Below are 16,910 nucleotides of genomic sequence, written 5' to 3' on the forward strand. Positions count from 1 at the left end.
TTTAGAAATTAATGTTAACACCGAACAATACAGTTACCGGACGAGGATAAACGTTGTTATCCATACCGTCGTTCACTTCAGGATCGAGACCGTCATATTTAGTAATGATGATCGGGTTCTGTACGGTTGCATAGAAACGGGCGTTACAGCCTTTTACCAGGAACCGGTCTACATTATATCCCAATGTAATATTATCAATCTTGAGAAATGATGCGTTCTGGATATAGTAGTCGGACAAACGTTGACGTGACTGGAAGCCGGTTTTCAATACCGATGTAGGTTTATTACTCAACGCATTGTTTCCGAACAATTCGTTGACGCCCAATGCAGCATTGGCTGCCGTTGCGTTAAAGTTGTAATTACCCAGGCTGATACGTCCGTTGAAACCGAAGTCCCAATTCTTGTAAGTAAATTTTGAGTTAAAGCCCATCAGGACATCTGCCACCGGGTTCTTATAGCGATACAGGTCGTTGTCGGTTATCACACCGTCACCGTTACGGTCTACGTATTCTCCTTCGATAGGATTTCCATTGGCATCATAAACCTGCTGGAATACATAGAATGAACCCGGTGCATATCCGACACTGTGGATTTTCAGGCGTAAACCTCCATCACCACCTGTCGACTCGTAACGTTTACCTGGAGAGTCCGAGTTATCGTTATAGGTCAGTTCCGTAATCTTTGTTTTGTTGTAAGCTACATTAAATCCCAGATCCCAGCTAAAATCGCGGCTTACGAAGGGGCGGGTATTGATAGAAAACTCAACTCCCTTATTCTCCAATGAGCCGATATTCGATACGACATACTCGGCAAAGTCGGTACCTGCCGGAACGTTTACTTCCGCATTGATCAGGTCTTTTGTCTTACGGAAATAGCCATCGACAGAACCGGTGATCCGGCCGTTCAGGAAACCATAGTCGAAACCGACGTTGTAAGTCGTCGTCGTTTCCCATTTCAAATTCGGGTTGGCGGCAGTCGGAGCCATTACATTTACCCAGGTAACGTTTCCTGCAGCATCATAAGTCGGATACATAGCTCCCCCTTTTCCATCCCGATAGAAAGAAAGGTACGGATAATCGCCCTGGTTGATATCCTGCTGTCCGGTAACACCCCAGCCTAAACGCAGTTTCAGTTCATCCAAATTACTGAAATCTTTCATGAAGCCTTCTTCGTTAATCTTCCAACCCAAAGCCAGTGACGGGAATAGTCCCCAACGCTTGTTCTTGGCAAAACGGGAAGAAGCATCATCACGTAGGGTGAAAGTCAACAGGTATTTTTCCATCAGCGAATAGTTCATACGACCGTAGAAAGATGCAAGTACATATTTCGTATCTGTTTCCTTAAACTCATTACTTACTGTTGTATTCTGTCCGAATGTTTCGGGTTTGCGGGACAGATAGTAAGTCACATTGTCTGTTTTAGTACGGTAACTCTGGTAAGAATATCCGGCCATGATATCGAAACGGCTGGCCAATGAAGGCAATTCTTTCGCATATTGAGCATAGAAATCGAACAGTTTGTTATTATGTGAACTGTTATAGATACGGTTGCTTCCGGTGGCATCGTCGTCCGGCTGGTAAGAACCGGGAGCGTTCGGATCGACATATTTTTTACCTTCTACGGAGGCATAATCGATACCCATATTCATATTGAACCGCAAGTCTGGTAAGAAATGCAGTTTGTAATCGAACTGAGCATTTCCGATAAAAGACTTTGCCGTTGAACGGTCGTTAGTCATTTCCAACATGGAGACCGGGTTGACACCGGCTGAAGTCGACCTTGTTCCGTCAGGCGTATAATCACCAGTCCAAGTGAAAAAGCCACCGTACTTACTATTATTATATACCGGCTTGGTAGGATCGAAAGCGACAGCACTGCCCAAGGCGCCGGTATCAGCAAAACGGTTCTTAATATAAACACCTTTACCATTCAGGTTTACGTGCAGATGATCGTTGAAGAAAGTCGGAGTCAACGAAAGACTTCCCGTATAACGCTGAAAGTTGGATGTTTTCAGAATACCGTTCTGATCGGTATATCCGAAAGAGACACGATAAGGCATAAATTCCTTTACAGAGCCATACGCACTGATATTATGATCGGTTGAGACTGAAGTGCGCAACACTTCGTCCTGCCAGTCTGTACTGACCCCCGGATAGAGGTTCAATGCAGTCCGCATTCCTTCTGTTGTACTCGGTGAATTTGTGATATAATCGCGGAACTCATCGGCACTCATCACATCCATTTTATTACGCTTGGTACTGATCGATACATTTCCGCTATAATTAATCTTCACACTGCCGCTCTTTCCTTTCTTTGTCGTGATGATGATAACACCATTCGACGCACGAGAACCGTAAATTGCTGTTGCCGAGGCATCCTTCAAGACTGTAAAAGATTCGATATCAGCCGGATTGATCGTGCTCAACGGGTTACTTAACCCGTCGGGAGCACTATTACTCATAATCACACCGTCGATAACAACCAACGGGTCATTCTTTGCTGACAAAGAAGAACCTCCACGAATACGGATCGTAGAAGACGAACCCGGTTGTCCGGTAGAAGAGGCAACAGAGACACCTGCTACTTTACCCATCAACATATCCTGCGGACTGACCTGCAATCCCCGGTTCTTCTCGTCCGGTTTGATGGCAGTGACAGATCCGGTGGCATCATTTTTCTTTACTGTACCGTAACCGATCACGACTACGTCTTCCAACATCTGGGAATCTTCTTCCAAAAGAATATTCATGTTGGCAGCAGCCGGAAGTTCCAATGCTTTATATCCGATAAACGATACGGAAAGGATCTGACCTTTGGAAGCAGACAACATAAACTGACCGTCTACATCGGTGACAGTACCGTTCGTTGTCCCTTTTATAATGACATTCGCCCCGATAACCGGTTCTCCTGTAGGATCTTTCACAACTCCAGTCACTGTTATTTGCTGGGCAAACACAGAGATGGACATACACAAGCCTGCGATGAGTATCAACAAAGCTTTAAACCTTAAACGTTTCATGTGCTTAAATTTAAGTTCTTTACAAGTTTACTTAATAACCTTAACAATCCTTATACCTTATAGATTTTTTAACCCTTTTATATCTTTCAGCTCTTTCACCTCGCAGATACTGATCGCGTAGCCACCACCGCTGGCAGCCTTCAAATTCAATTTGCTCTTGTTTGTCAACAGTCCTTTCTTAATAGTATAGGCCTGCGGATTATTTTTCCAGTCGGCATCTTTTGCATCGGCATATACTGTTGCGATGTATTTCTTACCCGGTTCGAGGAAGTCGAAAGAAAGACGTGAGTCATGCCCGTTCTCGTCTGCCGTACAACCGACAAACCAGTCACCTGTACCTTTTGCCTTACGTGCAATCGTGATATAATCGCCCGGCTCGGCTTCCAGATAAAGGGATTTTTCCCAATCGAGAGCAACATCTTTGATGAACTGGAAAGCATCGGCATATTGTTCGTAATGTTCGGGAATATCGGCAGCCATTTGAAGCGGGCTGTACATCGTTACGTAAAGAGCCAATTGGCGTGCCAGCGTGGAACGTACCTGTGAGGTGTTCGACGAGTTCATCGCACTGCAATGTGTTTCGAAAATACCCGGTGTATAATCCATCGGGCCACCGATCAGACGGGTGAACGGGAGGATCGTGGTATGGTCGACATTATTACCTCCGAACGATTCATACTCGGTTCCGCGAGCCGATTCGTTTCCGATCAGGTTCGGGTACGTACGGCACAGGCCGGTCGGACGGGTGGCTTCATGGGCGTTTACCATAATCTTATAATCAGCAGCTTTCTTTACGGCATACAGATAATGGTTACACATCCACTGTCCGTAATGATGTTCGCCGCGAGGGATGATATCACCTACATAACCGCTTTTCACACTGTTATATCCATTGTCTACCATGAACTGATACGCTTTGTCCATATGGCGTTCATAGTTACGTACGGAAGCCGAAGTTTCATGGTGCATCATCATCTTGATACCTTTGCTTGCCGCATAACGGTGGATTTCCTGTACATCGAAATCCGGATAAGGAGTTACGAAGTCGAACACATAATCTTTACTCTTTCCGAACCAGTCTTCCCAACCTTCATTCCATCCTTCCACCAGGACAGCATCGAAACCATTGGCAGCTGCAAAGTCGATATAACGTTTCACATTAGCCATATTGGCTGAATGGCGACCATTCGGTTTCACCTTTGTGTAATCCGTTTCGCCCAATTTGACACTGCTCAACTCATCCGTATAAGCCCATGTTCCTTTATTGGTGATCATATCCCACCAGATACCGATATATTTAACCGGCTTGATCCAGGAAACATCTTCCAGTTTACAAGGTTCGTTCAGATTCAGAGTGATGCGTGAAGCCAGGATGTCACGCGCATCGTCACTCACGATAACTGTTCTCCACGGAGACTGGCACGGCGTTTGTAAATACCCCTTGTCCCCTTTTGCATCCGGAGTAAGCCAGGATTCGAAGACCATATTCTTATCATCCAGATTGAGGTGCATACAAGAATAGTCTACCAAAGCTGCCTCATGCAGGTTGATATACAAACCATCCTCCGATTTCATCATCAACGGTGTCTGAACGCCAGTCTGGGAAAAAGGCGTTTGTGAAGAGTTAGGCGTAACGGCTTCTTTCATCAACCCGCGGATCTCGCTCAGGCGGGAAGTCATCGTGCTGTATTCCTGTGTGTCGTAATCGCCCGGCAACCAGAACGCCTTATGGTCGCCCGCCATGGCAAACTGCGACTTTTCATCCTTGATCACGAAATAATTCAGCTCCTTCTGCTGGGGAAATTCATAACGGAAACCCAACCCGTCATTAAACAGGCGAAAACGGATAACGATAGAACGGTCGTTTGCCGGTTGATCCAACGTAACGGCCAGTTCATTATACTGATTACGAATTTCTTTTTCTTCCCCCCATACCGGTTGCCAAGTTTCATCGAAAGCAACCGTGCGGGTATCCGTTATTTTAAATCCGTCATACAGGTTCGTCTTTTTATCCAACGCAGCAACATCTTTGCGTTGTTTGAACTCGAAGTCGACAGCGGCATCCGCATCTTCCTTCTTCAACTCCAACCCTAGTTTACTGGGTTTGATCACTTCTTTCTGTTTATAACTCAGGTCATAAACCGGTGCACCCTTTTCATCCAGCTTGAAAGTCATTTTCAGATTTCCATCCGGTGAAAGTAATTGTTGGGCGTATGACACCGCACAGCAGCCGAACAATGCGGCCAAAAATAAAATACTACGTTTCATGGTGTTTTTATGATTTATATTAACATTAAAATTCAAGGATCACAACATCTCTTGCAGAAAGAGACAGGGAAGAATCCAACCGGATATTCTTGCCACTCAGCAACTCATTAGCCGAAGAAGCAGGGAGAATTTCCCGGTAGGGAGCAAGGTCAAGCATTTTCTTTTCATCCGTACCGTTCAGGAAAACGACAATGGAACGGTTACCCAATCGTCTTTCGTAGACATAAACACCGTTGCGCGGAATGAAATGTGTATAGGAACCTTTGGCGACCACCTCATTTCCGGCACGCCACCGAAGGAGTTTCTGCATATAGGCGAATGCTTCCGTCTGCAACGAATCACGTCCTGCCGGGGTGAACGCATTTACTTTATCTCCTTTCCAGCCTCCGGGAAAATCGTTACGCAAAACACCGTCGCCGTTCGCTTTATCACCGGCCATCAATATTTCTGTTCCGTAATAGATCTGGGGAATCCCACGGACAGTCAACAGAAAAGCCAGTGCCTGTTTGTAACGGTTCAGGTCGGAAGACGGTTTCGTTTTATAGAAGCGTGAGGTATCGTGGTTATCCAGGAATACCAACAGGTTCATCGGATTGGCATACACAATATCCTGTGACAGATAATCATAAATCTTCGCCAGCCCTCTGTCCCACTCGTTCGTTTCCTCATCGAAAACATACGACATCAGACCATTCAACGGAAAGTCCATCACGGTAGGTAAATAAGAATTGCGAGGATAAGCCACCTTACTGTCTTCCTGCCAGAAAGAAACACCCACATTGCTGCCAAGCCAGGTTTCGCCGACAATATTGAAATCAGGATATTCCGTTTTGACCGCCCGGCACCAGCGTGCCATCATCTCAAAGTCAGCATACGGATGTGTGTCCTGACGGATACCGTCTATTCCGGCATATTCGATCCACCAGATACTATTCTGTATCAGATAGGTAGCCACATGACGATTGCGTTGGTTCAGGTCGGGCATGGATTCAGTGAACCAGCCGTCCACACTTTTCGTCTTGTCATAATCCGAACGGTGTATATCCATTTGCGGCATAGTCTGATAAGAAGTCTGTGTGTAATTATCCTGGAAGTTGAACCAGTTGTCGGACGGTTTATCTTTAAAGAAGAAATGTTCGCTGCCACAATGGTTGAAGATCATATCCATCACAATCTTCAAACCCTTATTATGGGCAGCATCTACCATCCGGCAGAAGTCCTGATTACTACCCAAACGCGGATCGACGGCATAATAATCAGTGATCGCATAGCCGTGGTAAGAACCTTCGCGCATGTTGTTTTCCAGGATAGGGTTCAACCAGATAGCTGTCACACCCAGATCGGTAAAGTAATCCAGATGATTTTCTATTCCTTGAATATCACCTCCGTGACGGGCGAAAGAATCGGAACGGTCTACCTTGTTTTCCAACATTCCCGTAACACGGTCGTTGTCGGGATTGCCATTCGCGAAGCGGTCGGGCATGATCAGATATAATACATCGAAAGCATCAAAACCTTTTGCACCGGCAGGACTGTCTTTGCGGTCTTTGATCTGATAAGGAATAACGGTCTGCTCACCGTCCTTCTTCAAAATGATATCGAATTGTTGCGGAGTCGTCTCCGTCAAATCCAAGTATACTAATAAGTAATTGGGATTTTCTAACCGGACAATTTCTTTGATACGGATATCCGAAGCCGACAGAGATATATTATCTGTGGAGATATCGTTACCGTATAATAAAATCTGCAACTCGGTATTCTGCATGCCGGACCACCAGAATGCCGGTTCTGTTTTCTGAACATTCAAAGCCGATATTCCGGGTAGATTGAAGGTCAGACATAATACAATCGTAATAATAATTTGTTTCATGGATGATTTGTTTGTTAACGGAAGCAAATGTAGAGGGTTAGTCAACCGAAAACTTTTACTAGAAAAAAAATCAAAACTCTTAAAAGCATCTTTCTGCTGATTAACAGACATATAGCTTCAAGCAAACAGGGCAAAAATCAAAACGGATTAGAAAGAATTATAGTACAATATAGGGAGTATATTCATTAATTATAGAGGTAATATCGCCCCCGATCAGCCCAAGAGCCCAAATCTCGTTTTAAACGAACGAAAACTCGCTTTAAACGAGGCTACAGTTCGTTTAAAACGAGTTTTTAGGGAATTCGGGATGGTGAGCAATAGAAATCACCTTCTCATATTCAGTCTTTTTAGATATTTATTTATCGTTATATTCTTCGTCAGTTACGGGTTCATACCATTGGGTAGCTCCCAAATGAACTTTCGTATTAACGGCTATATGAGTGAAGCCACTGTCAGGAGCCGCTCCATGCCAATGTATGACATCAGCCGGAATGGCAACGACATCACCGGGATGCAATACCTGTACAGGCTTCCCTTTTTCCTGATAGTAACCTTTACCTGCAGTGGCGATCAGAATCTGACCACCCGGATGCAAATGCCAACTGTTGCGGGCTTTCGGTTCAAATACTACGTCCGATACCACAACATCGAAAGTTTCACTGTCGGTCATCAACCGTTGAAGGTAAGCCGTACCGTTGAAATTAGTTCCTTCAATAACGTTGCCTTTAGGAAATATGGATACAGAAGTGTCCGGTTGAGTAGTTTCAACCTTATCTGACTGCTTTAGGTTGCAAGCAGCGAGTACTGCAACCGATAATAATAAAAACAGAATCTTTTTCATGTCGGATTTTTATTTGAGATATTGTTTGAAGAAACTGTCCAGTTTGGGCAGCGTGATTTTCAGATACTCCGGCTGGTCGTACAAATCCACGTGTGTAGCTCCCGGCACGACAAACAGTTCTTTCGGTTCAGCCGCTTTCTCATAAGCATCTTCAGAGAAATAGGCCGATACAGCATTCTCACCCACAATAAAAAGTATCGGGCGCGGTGAGATGGTTTCTATCTGCACAAAAGGAAAGAAGTTCATCATCGGTGCAAGACTCGTGTAGGAATAATAACCCGTGGAGTTTGGATGCTGTCCGCGCTCCGGATTGTCGTAGTAATCGAGGAAGTCGATCGCAAACTTTGGCGTCGAAGCATCGACCTTCTCGGGCAGGGCACGGATATCCTTACGTGCAGCACCACCATATTCAGCCGTGCGCTGAACGCCGATAGCATCGAGGATTGCCATACGTTGCTCATACGTTTGCGAATCTCCAACACCTCGACGGCGGGCACGCCCCATGTCGTACATGCTGATTGTGGCAAGTGCCTTGATGCGGTGATCGATCTGTGTGGCACTTACAGAATAGCAGCCACCCCCACAGATACCGATGACACCTATTTTATCGGCATCGACAGCCGAGTGGTTCGACAAGAAATCGACCGCTGCGCTGAAATCCTCAACCCGCACTTCCGGCGATTCGATATGACGCGGATAACCACCGCTCTCGCCATAGTGAGAGGCATCGAAAGCCAACGTTACATAACCGAGTTCCGCCAGCTTACGGGCATGAAGTCCCGATGTCTGCTCTTTTACACCACCAAAAGGATGACCGACGATGATGGCGGCATACTTCTTTGTTCCATCGTAACCTTCCGGCAAATAAAGGTCACCAGCAATATCTGTCAGAAAACGGTTGTGGAAAGTAACTTTCTGCACTTTCACTCCATTTCCCAATGAGCGGGACGGGGCAGCGGAATAAACAGACAGCCCCTTGCTTTGCAATAGTTCGTTCAGTACCAACCGTCCGGCATCAGCTTCACTATGACCGATGTTTTTCTCAACAATTCCAAGCAAACTACGCAACTCGTCGGAAGTGATACCGACATTCATTGCTATATTCATATGGCTGCGCAACATTGGCTCCACTCCTTTACCAAGTGAAGCGATTACAGCAACGGTAACCAGTTCACGCTCAGAATAGGTCAATACGTCCCGCTCAAAAAGGTCGGCAAAAAGATGTTCTTTGAGGAACACTTCGATTTCAGGAGCCAATACAGCATAGCCGGCTTTCGGTGCATCGGCTGGCACACCCGATATTTCGGCCAATATATCCCGTCCCCGTTCATATTTGCTACGGGTCTCGGTGATCGTTGACGCTTCACGCCCCCAATTTTCCTTGATACCTTCTGCCTTACGTTCATCGAGTACCTCGACGAGCGTTTGCAGTCCGCGCAATGCCCGCGGGAATCCGCAATAGGCGTAGGTATGTACCATTACTTCTTTGAGTTCATTGACAGTCATGCCGTCGTTCAGACCTGTAACGAGAGCCGGTTTCAATTGATTGAGGTCTCCCCTGCTCACAAGAGTGGCGATCTCTGCAATGTGTTGTCGTTTGTTGTTCATCGTTTGTTCCTCTTTAGAAGTTTGTGCGGCTGCATTTCCGTACCAAAACAGGATACAGAACAAGGCCATCATAAATTTTGATTCTATTTTCATAATCCTGAAGTTTTATTTACCTGTTTTATCTGATGCAAAATTAATTCGGTATTTCCATACCGACCGGTTATAAATTACAGATTAAAGGATAATTATTACGGATTTATCCTTGCAGCCCGATATGCAGGACAATAATCACAGCACTATACCGCCCGAGGATGTGATGCGTATAATTATTACAGATCGGAACAGACAACCCGAAGATATTTCTTACATTTGTAAAGGAACAATGAAACAAGCTATCATGGAGAAGATTATAAAACTAAATACAGTCAAAGACTACAATGACTTTTTGGGTATAGAAACTCCCCATCCCTTAGTAAGTGTGATCGATGCGTCGAAAATCAAACCGTTGCACCATACCCGTAAAAATATCGGATTCTATGTCATTTATCTAAAAGACATTAAGTGCGCCGACCTGATTAAATACGGTCGGAATTTTTACGATTTTCAAGAAGAGACACTGGTATTCGCCGCACCGGGACAAGTGATCGGAAACGATGATACGGGCGAAGAGTTCCAACCCAAAGGATGGTGGCTGACTTTTCAACCCGAATTATTACATAGTACGCCACTGGGACGCCACATACAGGACTATACATTCTTTTCCTATGCCGTCAATGAAGCACTGCACCTTTCAAAGCAGGAGCGACAGACCATTATTGATTGCATGATGAAGATCGACGAGGAAATCCAGGGAGCGACGGACAAGCACAGTAACCAGATTATCGCCTCAGCCATTGAGTTGTTGCTTAACTATTGCAGCCGGTTTTATGACCGCCAGTTCATGACCCGTAAAAAGGAAAACAAGGATACGCTCATTATTTTCGAAGCGTTACTGAACAACTATTTCACATCGGATAAGCCTCAATTATTGGGAACGCCGACAGTAGCTTACTGCGCAGATCAACTGCACTTATCAGCTAATTATTTCGGAGACCTGATCAAAAAAGAAACAGGTTCTTCCGCACAAGAATATATTTTGTCGAAAACAATGAATACAGCGAAAGAACTACTCACCGACCCGACTAAATCAATCAGTGACGTCGCTTATGCTTTGGGATATCAATATCCGCAATATTTCAGCAAGGCATTTAAGCGTGTTGTTGGATATTCACCGAATGAATACAGAACATTGTAAATGAAAAACACTCCTATGACTAAAACGATATCAGCCATTCTTCTGTTTCTGTTTTGTTTTCAGCTGTCTTATGCTTCTGAAAAAGACAAGACGAATCTAGCCCTGTTAAAAGAACTGGATCGCACGATTGCACAGAAACCGGTCTTCCAGCAGCAACGGGAACAGGAAGCCGATAGCATTAAAAGTCTGTTGAAGGCGACCTCTTCGCTGGAAAATAAATATGAGCTTTACGGAACTTTGTTCGGTATCTATCTGCATTTTCAGGCAGACTCGGCTCTGCATTGTCTGGAAAGAAGGGAGACTTTGATCGACTCACTCCGCAATTCGTCCTATAAGAACGATCTGCGGATAGCCCGGGCAGAGGTTCTCGGTATCATGGGTCTTTATAACGAAGTACCCGAACAACTGGAACAAATACAAAGAGAAGATTTAAGCGAAAGGTCATTACTTTATTATTACTATACCTGCCGCACCTTTTATGGCTGGATAGCCGACTACACCCGTACAAACGACCGTCATAAATATATCGCCCAGACAAACGCTTACCGCGACTCGATCCTGGCGGTTACCCCGGACGAAACCGACCATAATATCGTACTGGCAGACCAGCTGATCGTAAACGGCAATCCCGACGAAGCCATCCGCCTGATGAACGAAGAACTCGAAAAGGCCAAAGGAACAGAATCTGCTATATACATATTATATAACCTATCCCAGGCATACGCCCAAAAAGGAGATACGGAAAAACAAATCTATTACCTGGCACAAACAGCGATCGGTGACCTGAAAGCAGCCAAACGTGAATACATATCCCTGCAAAAACTGGCGTTACTGATGTTTGAAAAGGGAGATATCGAACGGGCATACAAATACCTGAGCTGTTCGATGGAAGATGCGGTTGCCTGCAACGCCCGTCTCCGCTCGGTGGAAGTGACCGAGTTTTTCCCGATCGTGGATAAAGTATATAAACTGAAAATACAAAAAGAGAAACAGATCACCCGTACCCTGCTGATCAGCATCAGCCTGATGGCATTCCTCTTATTGATCACGATTTTCTACCTTTACCGCCAGATGAAAAAGCTGTCGCTTATGCGTAAGAAAGTCAGTGCCGCCAACGAGCAGCTGCAGGAAATCAACAAGGAACTGAGCCAAGCTAGCAAAATAAAAGAAGAATACATCGCACTCTACCTGAACCAATGCGTCATCTATCTGGACAAACTGGATACGTATCGCCGTTCGCTCGCCAAACTGGCAATGGCCTCCAAACTGGATGATCTGTTCAAGACGATCAAGTCCGAACAGTTCATACGCGATGAACGGAAAAATTTCTATAATGAGTTCGACAAGTCATTTCTTCGGCTCTTCCCCCGCTTCACCGAATCTTTCAACGGTTTGATGACGGAAGAGGGAAAACTATATCCTAAATCCGGCGAAATCCTGTCGACCGAACTGCGCATCTTCGCCCTGATCCGGCTAGGAATAAACGACAGTAGCAATATCGCCCATTTCCTGGGATATTCGCTGGCTACGGTTTACTCCTACCGAAGCAAGGTAAGAAGCAAGGCACTGAATAAAGATGAGTTTGAACAACAGGTGGCAACCTTATAATCATTTTCCAAATAAAATCACTACATTTGCCTTCCGTTATTATAAGGAAGGAAATAAATAAATGATCGATCAACCTACCATAGACCGGATACTTGACACTGCAAACATTGTGGATGTTGTTTCAGAATTCGTTACCCTGCGTAAAAGAGGGATAAACTATGTAGGATTATGTCCTTTTCATACTGATAAAACACCCTCTTTCTACGTCTCTCCGGCCAAAAATATCTGCAAATGCTTCGCCTGTGGCGAAGGCGGCACGGCTGTTCACTTCATCATGAAGCATGAACAGCTGAACTATTTCGATGCCCTGCGCTATCTTGCCAAGAAATACAACATCGAGATACAGGAGCGGGAACTGACCGATAAAGAAAAGCAAAAACGCAGCGACCGCGAAAGTATGCTGATCGTCAACGGATGGGCACAACAATACTTTTCCACCCAGCTGTACGAACATGTAGAAGGGAAAACAGTCGGACTACGCTACTTTGCCGAACGTGGATTTCGCGAAGACACCATCCGCAAATTCCAACTCGGATACAGTCTCGACCAACGGGATGCCTTGTATAAAGAGGCAACAAAAAGCGGATATAAAAAAGAATTCCTTGAAAAAACAGGGTTAGTCATTGTTTACGATAACGGAGGGGTGAACGACCGTTTCCGTGGTCGTGTGATCTTCCCCGTACATACGTTGAGCGGTAAAGTGGTGGCTTTCGGTGGCCGCGTGCTCAAAAAAGACGAAAAGACAGCCAAATATGTCAACTCGCCGGAAAGTGAGATTTACCACAAGAGTAACGAACTATACGGTATCTATTTCGCCAAGCAGGCGATGGTGAAGGAAGACCGTTGCTTCCTGGTAGAAGGTTACACCGATGTGATCTCCATGCACCAGGCGGGTATAGAGAATGTGGTCGCTTCGTCCGGTACGGCTCTTACACAGGGACAGATACGGCTTATACATCGTTTCACCAATAATATTACCGTATTATATGACGGTGATGCCGCCGGTATCAAAGCCGCCCTACGCGGTATCGACCTGCTGCTAGAAGACGGAATGAACGTCAAAGTGGTTCTGCTGCCTAACGGTGAAGACCCTGACTCGTTCGCCCGTAAACACAATGCCAGCCAGTTTGCCGAATTTATCAAACAGAGCGAAACGGACTTTATCCGTTTCAAAACCCGCTTATTACTGGATGATGCAGGCAACGACCCGATCAAACGTTCATCGTTGATCACGGATATTATCCGCACGGTAGCCATCATCCCCGACAATATAGCCCGTTCCATCTATATTCGCGAATGCAGTGCGATGATGGAGATAGACGAACAGGTGTTGCTGAACGAGGTAAACAAAATTCGTTTAAATAAGGAAGAAAGGCAAAACAACCAGACACAGTCCACACCTCCGGTATCCAATACGATGAGTATGATACCGGAATATCCGGATATTCCCGGTTACCAGCCGATCGTAGAGGATAGCTTTTTGCCGCCATCGGACGGAGCAATGCCATCATTACCGGACGATATGCCCCCTCCTCCTCCGCCCATGGAAGAATATCCGGCGGGAGAGACAGGCCCCATGAATATGCCGCCACCCGATTTTCCGCCGGTACAACCGCCGGAAGCGGTTCGCGCCGCCCAGCCGAAACGTTCGCCTTATGAGGTGTACGAACTTACGCTGCTGAAATATATCGTGCGTTATGGCGAGAAAGTCTTGTTCGACTATGTGGATGAAGAAACAAACGAACATATCGTTATGCATGTAGCCGAATATATCCGTTACGACCTGGAACGTGACGATCTGACTTTCTATACCCCGATCTTCAAAAATATGCTCGACGAAGCTGCCGAGAGATGCAAGAACGAGGGATTTATCGCCAACCGTTACTTCCTGGCCCATCCGGACCCGAACGTCAGCCGTTTGGCAGCGAACCTGATCAGCGAAAAATATCAATTGAGCAAATATCACAGCAAGTATCGTGAACTGGAACAGGAAGAGGACAAACTGGATCAGCTGGTTATTCGTGAAATATATGCCATGAAGGATGCCTATATCATACGCCAGATCAAAGAGACCCAGCTAGGCATCAAGGAAGCACATCTGAAAGGGAATGAAGATCAGGTGTTCGAGTTGATGAGAAAGCTGACTCACCTGAACGAGATAAAGAATGTATTGAGTAAAGAATTGGGAGAACGTATCGTATTAAAAATGTAACAACAACTTATAGCCTATGAACTTTTTGGAAACGGAAGATGTGGTCAAACAGTATGCCAATCATCTTGCCTTGAACAAAGTCAGCATCCAGGTACCCGAAGGAAAGATATTCGGACTACTCGGACCTAATGGTGCCGGCAAAACCACACTAATCCGTATCATCAACCGTATCACGGCTCCCGACAGTGGGATCGTTCGTTTCAACGGACGTGAATCGCAGCCGGAGGATATATACCAGATCGGATACCTGCCGGAAGAACGTGGTCTTTATAAAAAAATGAAAGTCGGCGAACAGGCTATCTACCTGGCACAATTGAAAGGCTTATCCTACCAGGAGGCCCGTAAACGCCTAACGCAATGGTTCGAAAAGTTCGACATCATGCCCTGGTGGAACAAGAAACTGGAAGAGTTGTCGAAAGGGATGCAACAAAAAGTTCAATTCATCATTACCGTTATTCACGAACCGGCACTGCTTATATTCGACGAACCGTTCAGCGGTTTTGACCCGGTGAATGCGGAACGGCTGAAGCAGGAAATACTGGAACTGAAGGAGAAAGGACATACGATCATATTCTCCACCCATAATATGGCATCAGTGGAAGAAATATGCGATAATATAGCCCTGATAAATCGTTCACAGGTTGTTCTTTCCGGAAATGTAACGGAAGTAAGGAACCGTTTCCGGAACAATACATTTACTTTATGCATCACATCGGATAGATCCCTGCAAAACGATCAGACGGATATCTTTACTATACTTTCCGAAAAGGAACAAAGCGGGATACGTGAATTTCAGATCCATAAGGCAGAAGGTATCAGCAACTCTGCTCTACTGTCCACTTTATCGGGACAGGCAGAAATTATCTCGTTTACCGAAGAGTTACCATCCATGAACGACATATTTATTAACACCGTATCAGGTACAAACACGACACAGGCATGAATAAAATAGGACTTATAATCAAAAGAGAGTATCTGCGCCGGGTAAGTAAAAAGTCGTTTATCCTGCTTACACTATTAACCCCGTTTTTGTTTGCAGCACTGGTGTTCGTCCCGTTATGGTTGTCAACTATCAAAGGAGACGAGGTTCGTAATATCGCCATTATCGATACGACAGGGAAATATGCCCAACTATTTGAAAACAACGAAAGCTACCATTTCGTCCATAGCGACAAGACGTTAGACGACTATCGCCAGAACAGTGATAAGGAAATATTCGCCTTCCTAAGTATTACAGACGATCTGTTGAACAACCCCAAGGCGGCAACTCTCTACTCGGAGAAGCAGGTCCCCGTCGAACTGAGCCGGTTGGTTAACCAGACATTAAGTAAACAACTCGAAAGCGAAAAGCTTGCTTCCTTCAACATCCCCAATCTGAAAGAGATCATCCGGGAAAGTAAAATCAATTTTAATGTACAAACCATCAAATGGAGCGAAGACGGACAGGAAAGTACGTCGTCGGCCACCGTAGCATCCGTGATCGGAATGGTATTCACGTTCATTATTTATATGTTCATTATGATGTATGGTGCGATGGTCATGCAAGGGGTGATGGAGGAAAAAACCAACCGCATTATCGAGGTGATGATTTCTTCTGTGCGGCCGTTCGATCTGATGATGGGGAAAATTATCGGTATCGGTTTTGTCGGATTGACACAGGTATTCCTGTGGGGAATTATCACGACCGTACTGGTTAGCGTAGGAGGATTCATGTTCTCGGGAGGAGCTGATATGAGTGCCCTACAAGCCGGTCCCCAGATGGGAATGGTGGATACGAATGCATTGGCTTCTTCTTCCGGTAATGAGATTATGGGAATTATTAATTCTATCAATATCGCAGAGATAGGTATTTCCTTTATCATCTATTTTATTGGCGGTTATATGTTATATGCATCCATATTCGCGGCAATCGGTTCGGCTGTAGACAGCCAGGAAGATACGCAACAGTTTATGGCACCTGTTACAATCTTTATGATCTTTGCATTGTACGCCGGTATTTACAGCATGGAGAATCCGGACGGCCCGCTGGCTTTCTGGTGTTCGATGATACCGTTCACATCACCGATTGTCATGATGGTACGTATCCCGTTTGAAATACCTTTGTGGGAGAAGTTATTATCTGTTTCTTTACTATATGCTTCGGCTATCGGCATTGTCTGGTTATCAGCCAAGATATACCGGGTCGGTATCCTGATGTATGGAAAGAAACCGAGTATAAAGGAAATGGTAAAATGGATCAAGTATAAATAA

General features: G+C 45.3%; 10 protein-coding genes. 5 read left to right on the top strand and 5 right to left on the bottom strand.

Annotated elements, in window-relative coordinates; all coding sequences use genetic code 11:
* Window position 1 precedes the first annotated feature (1 nt).
* The 5 genes from BQ7394_RS16355 to BQ7394_RS16375 form a co-directional block, all read right to left on the bottom strand.
* Window positions 2–3,019, bottom strand: coding sequence for a SusC/RagA family TonB-linked outer membrane protein (locus tag BQ7394_RS16355; RefSeq protein WP_075558403.1), 3,018 nt, complete (start codon window positions 3,017–3,019; stop codon window positions 2–4).
* A gap of 57 nt (window positions 3,020–3,076) precedes the next feature.
* Window positions 3,077–5,287, bottom strand: a complete 2,211-nt coding sequence (locus tag BQ7394_RS16360) for a glycoside hydrolase family 97 protein (protein ID WP_075558404.1) — start codon at window positions 5,285–5,287, stop codon at window positions 3,077–3,079.
* A gap of 25 nt (window positions 5,288–5,312) precedes the next feature.
* Window positions 5,313–7,157 carry a glycoside hydrolase family 13 protein gene (locus tag BQ7394_RS16365; RefSeq protein WP_075558405.1) on the bottom strand — a complete coding sequence of 615 codons (1,845 nt, stop codon included), beginning with the start codon at window positions 7,155–7,157 and terminating at the stop codon, window positions 5,313–5,315.
* Between the two features lie 355 nt (window positions 7,158–7,512).
* Window positions 7,513–7,998 (bottom strand): cupin domain-containing protein, encoded by a 486-nt coding sequence (locus BQ7394_RS16370; RefSeq protein WP_075558406.1) that lies wholly within the window; start codon window positions 7,996–7,998, stop codon window positions 7,513–7,515.
* A 9-nt stretch (window positions 7,999–8,007) separates the two neighbouring features.
* Window positions 8,008–9,699 carry a carboxymuconolactone decarboxylase family protein gene (locus BQ7394_RS16375; protein WP_075558407.1) on the bottom strand — a complete coding sequence of 564 codons (1,692 nt, stop codon included), beginning with the start codon at window positions 9,697–9,699 and terminating at the stop codon, window positions 8,008–8,010.
* Between the two features lie 244 nt (window positions 9,700–9,943).
* Between BQ7394_RS16375 and BQ7394_RS16380 the strand changes: the two genes are divergently transcribed.
* The 5 genes from BQ7394_RS16380 to BQ7394_RS16400 all read left to right on the top strand — a co-directional run bounded on the left by BQ7394_RS16380 (window position 9,944) and on the right by BQ7394_RS16400 (window position 16,910).
* Complete coding sequence (locus BQ7394_RS16380) at window positions 9,944–10,840, top strand: helix-turn-helix domain-containing protein (protein WP_075560079.1); 897 nt, start codon at window positions 9,944–9,946, stop codon at window positions 10,838–10,840.
* A 15-nt stretch (window positions 10,841–10,855) separates the two neighbouring features.
* Window positions 10,856–12,448, top strand: a complete 1,593-nt coding sequence (locus tag BQ7394_RS16385; RefSeq protein WP_075560080.1) for a DUF6377 domain-containing protein — start codon at window positions 10,856–10,858, stop codon at window positions 12,446–12,448.
* A gap of 61 nt (window positions 12,449–12,509) precedes the next feature.
* A complete protein-coding gene (gene dnaG / locus BQ7394_RS16390) occupies window positions 12,510–14,660 on the top strand; it encodes a DNA primase (protein WP_075558408.1) in 2,151 nt (716 codons plus the stop codon).
* A gap of 16 nt (window positions 14,661–14,676) precedes the next feature.
* The gene (locus tag BQ7394_RS16395; RefSeq protein ID WP_075558409.1) at window positions 14,677–15,603 is read left to right on the top strand and encodes an ABC transporter ATP-binding protein; all 927 of its coding nucleotides are present in this window, start codon (window positions 14,677–14,679) and stop codon (window positions 15,601–15,603) included.
* Window positions 15,600–16,910: an ABC transporter permease gene (locus BQ7394_RS16400; protein ID WP_075558410.1), complete on the top strand. Its 1,311-nt coding sequence runs from the start codon at window positions 15,600–15,602 to the stop codon at window positions 16,908–16,910. The genes BQ7394_RS16395 and BQ7394_RS16400 overlap by 4 nt, the downstream gene beginning before the upstream one ends.

Origin of the sequence: Parabacteroides timonensis (assembly GCF_900128505.1) — a bacterium.
Classification (GTDB): Bacteria; Bacteroidota; Bacteroidia; order Bacteroidales; family Tannerellaceae; genus Parabacteroides; species Parabacteroides timonensis.

What these genes read in the sequence shown, in the direction of transcription:
- BQ7394_RS16355 (WP_075558403.1), bottom strand. Translation starts at nt 3,019, where the DNA reads ATGAAACGTTTAAGGTTTAAAGCTTTGTTGATACTCATCGCAGGCTTG.
- BQ7394_RS16360 (WP_075558404.1), bottom strand. Translation starts at nt 5,287, where the DNA reads ATGAAACGTAGTATTTTATTTTTGGCCGCATTGTTCGGCTGCTGTGCG.
- BQ7394_RS16365 (WP_075558405.1), bottom strand. Translation starts at nt 7,157, where the DNA reads ATGAAACAAATTATTATTACGATTGTATTATGTCTGACCTTCAATCTA.
- BQ7394_RS16370 (WP_075558406.1), bottom strand. Translation starts at nt 7,998, where the DNA reads ATGAAAAAGATTCTGTTTTTATTATTATCGGTTGCAGTACTCGCTGCT.
- BQ7394_RS16375 (WP_075558407.1), bottom strand. Translation starts at nt 9,699, where the DNA reads ATGAAAATAGAATCAAAATTTATGATGGCCTTGTTCTGTATCCTGTTT.
- BQ7394_RS16380 (WP_075560079.1), top strand. Translation starts at nt 9,944, where the DNA reads ATGGAGAAGATTATAAAACTAAATACAGTCAAAGACTACAATGACTTT.
- BQ7394_RS16385 (WP_075560080.1), top strand. Translation starts at nt 10,856, where the DNA reads ATGACTAAAACGATATCAGCCATTCTTCTGTTTCTGTTTTGTTTTCAG.
- dnaG (WP_075558408.1), top strand. Translation starts at nt 12,510, where the DNA reads ATGATCGATCAACCTACCATAGACCGGATACTTGACACTGCAAACATT.
- BQ7394_RS16395 (WP_075558409.1), top strand. Translation starts at nt 14,677, where the DNA reads ATGAACTTTTTGGAAACGGAAGATGTGGTCAAACAGTATGCCAATCAT.
- BQ7394_RS16400 (WP_075558410.1), top strand. Translation starts at nt 15,600, where the DNA reads ATGAATAAAATAGGACTTATAATCAAAAGAGAGTATCTGCGCCGGGTA.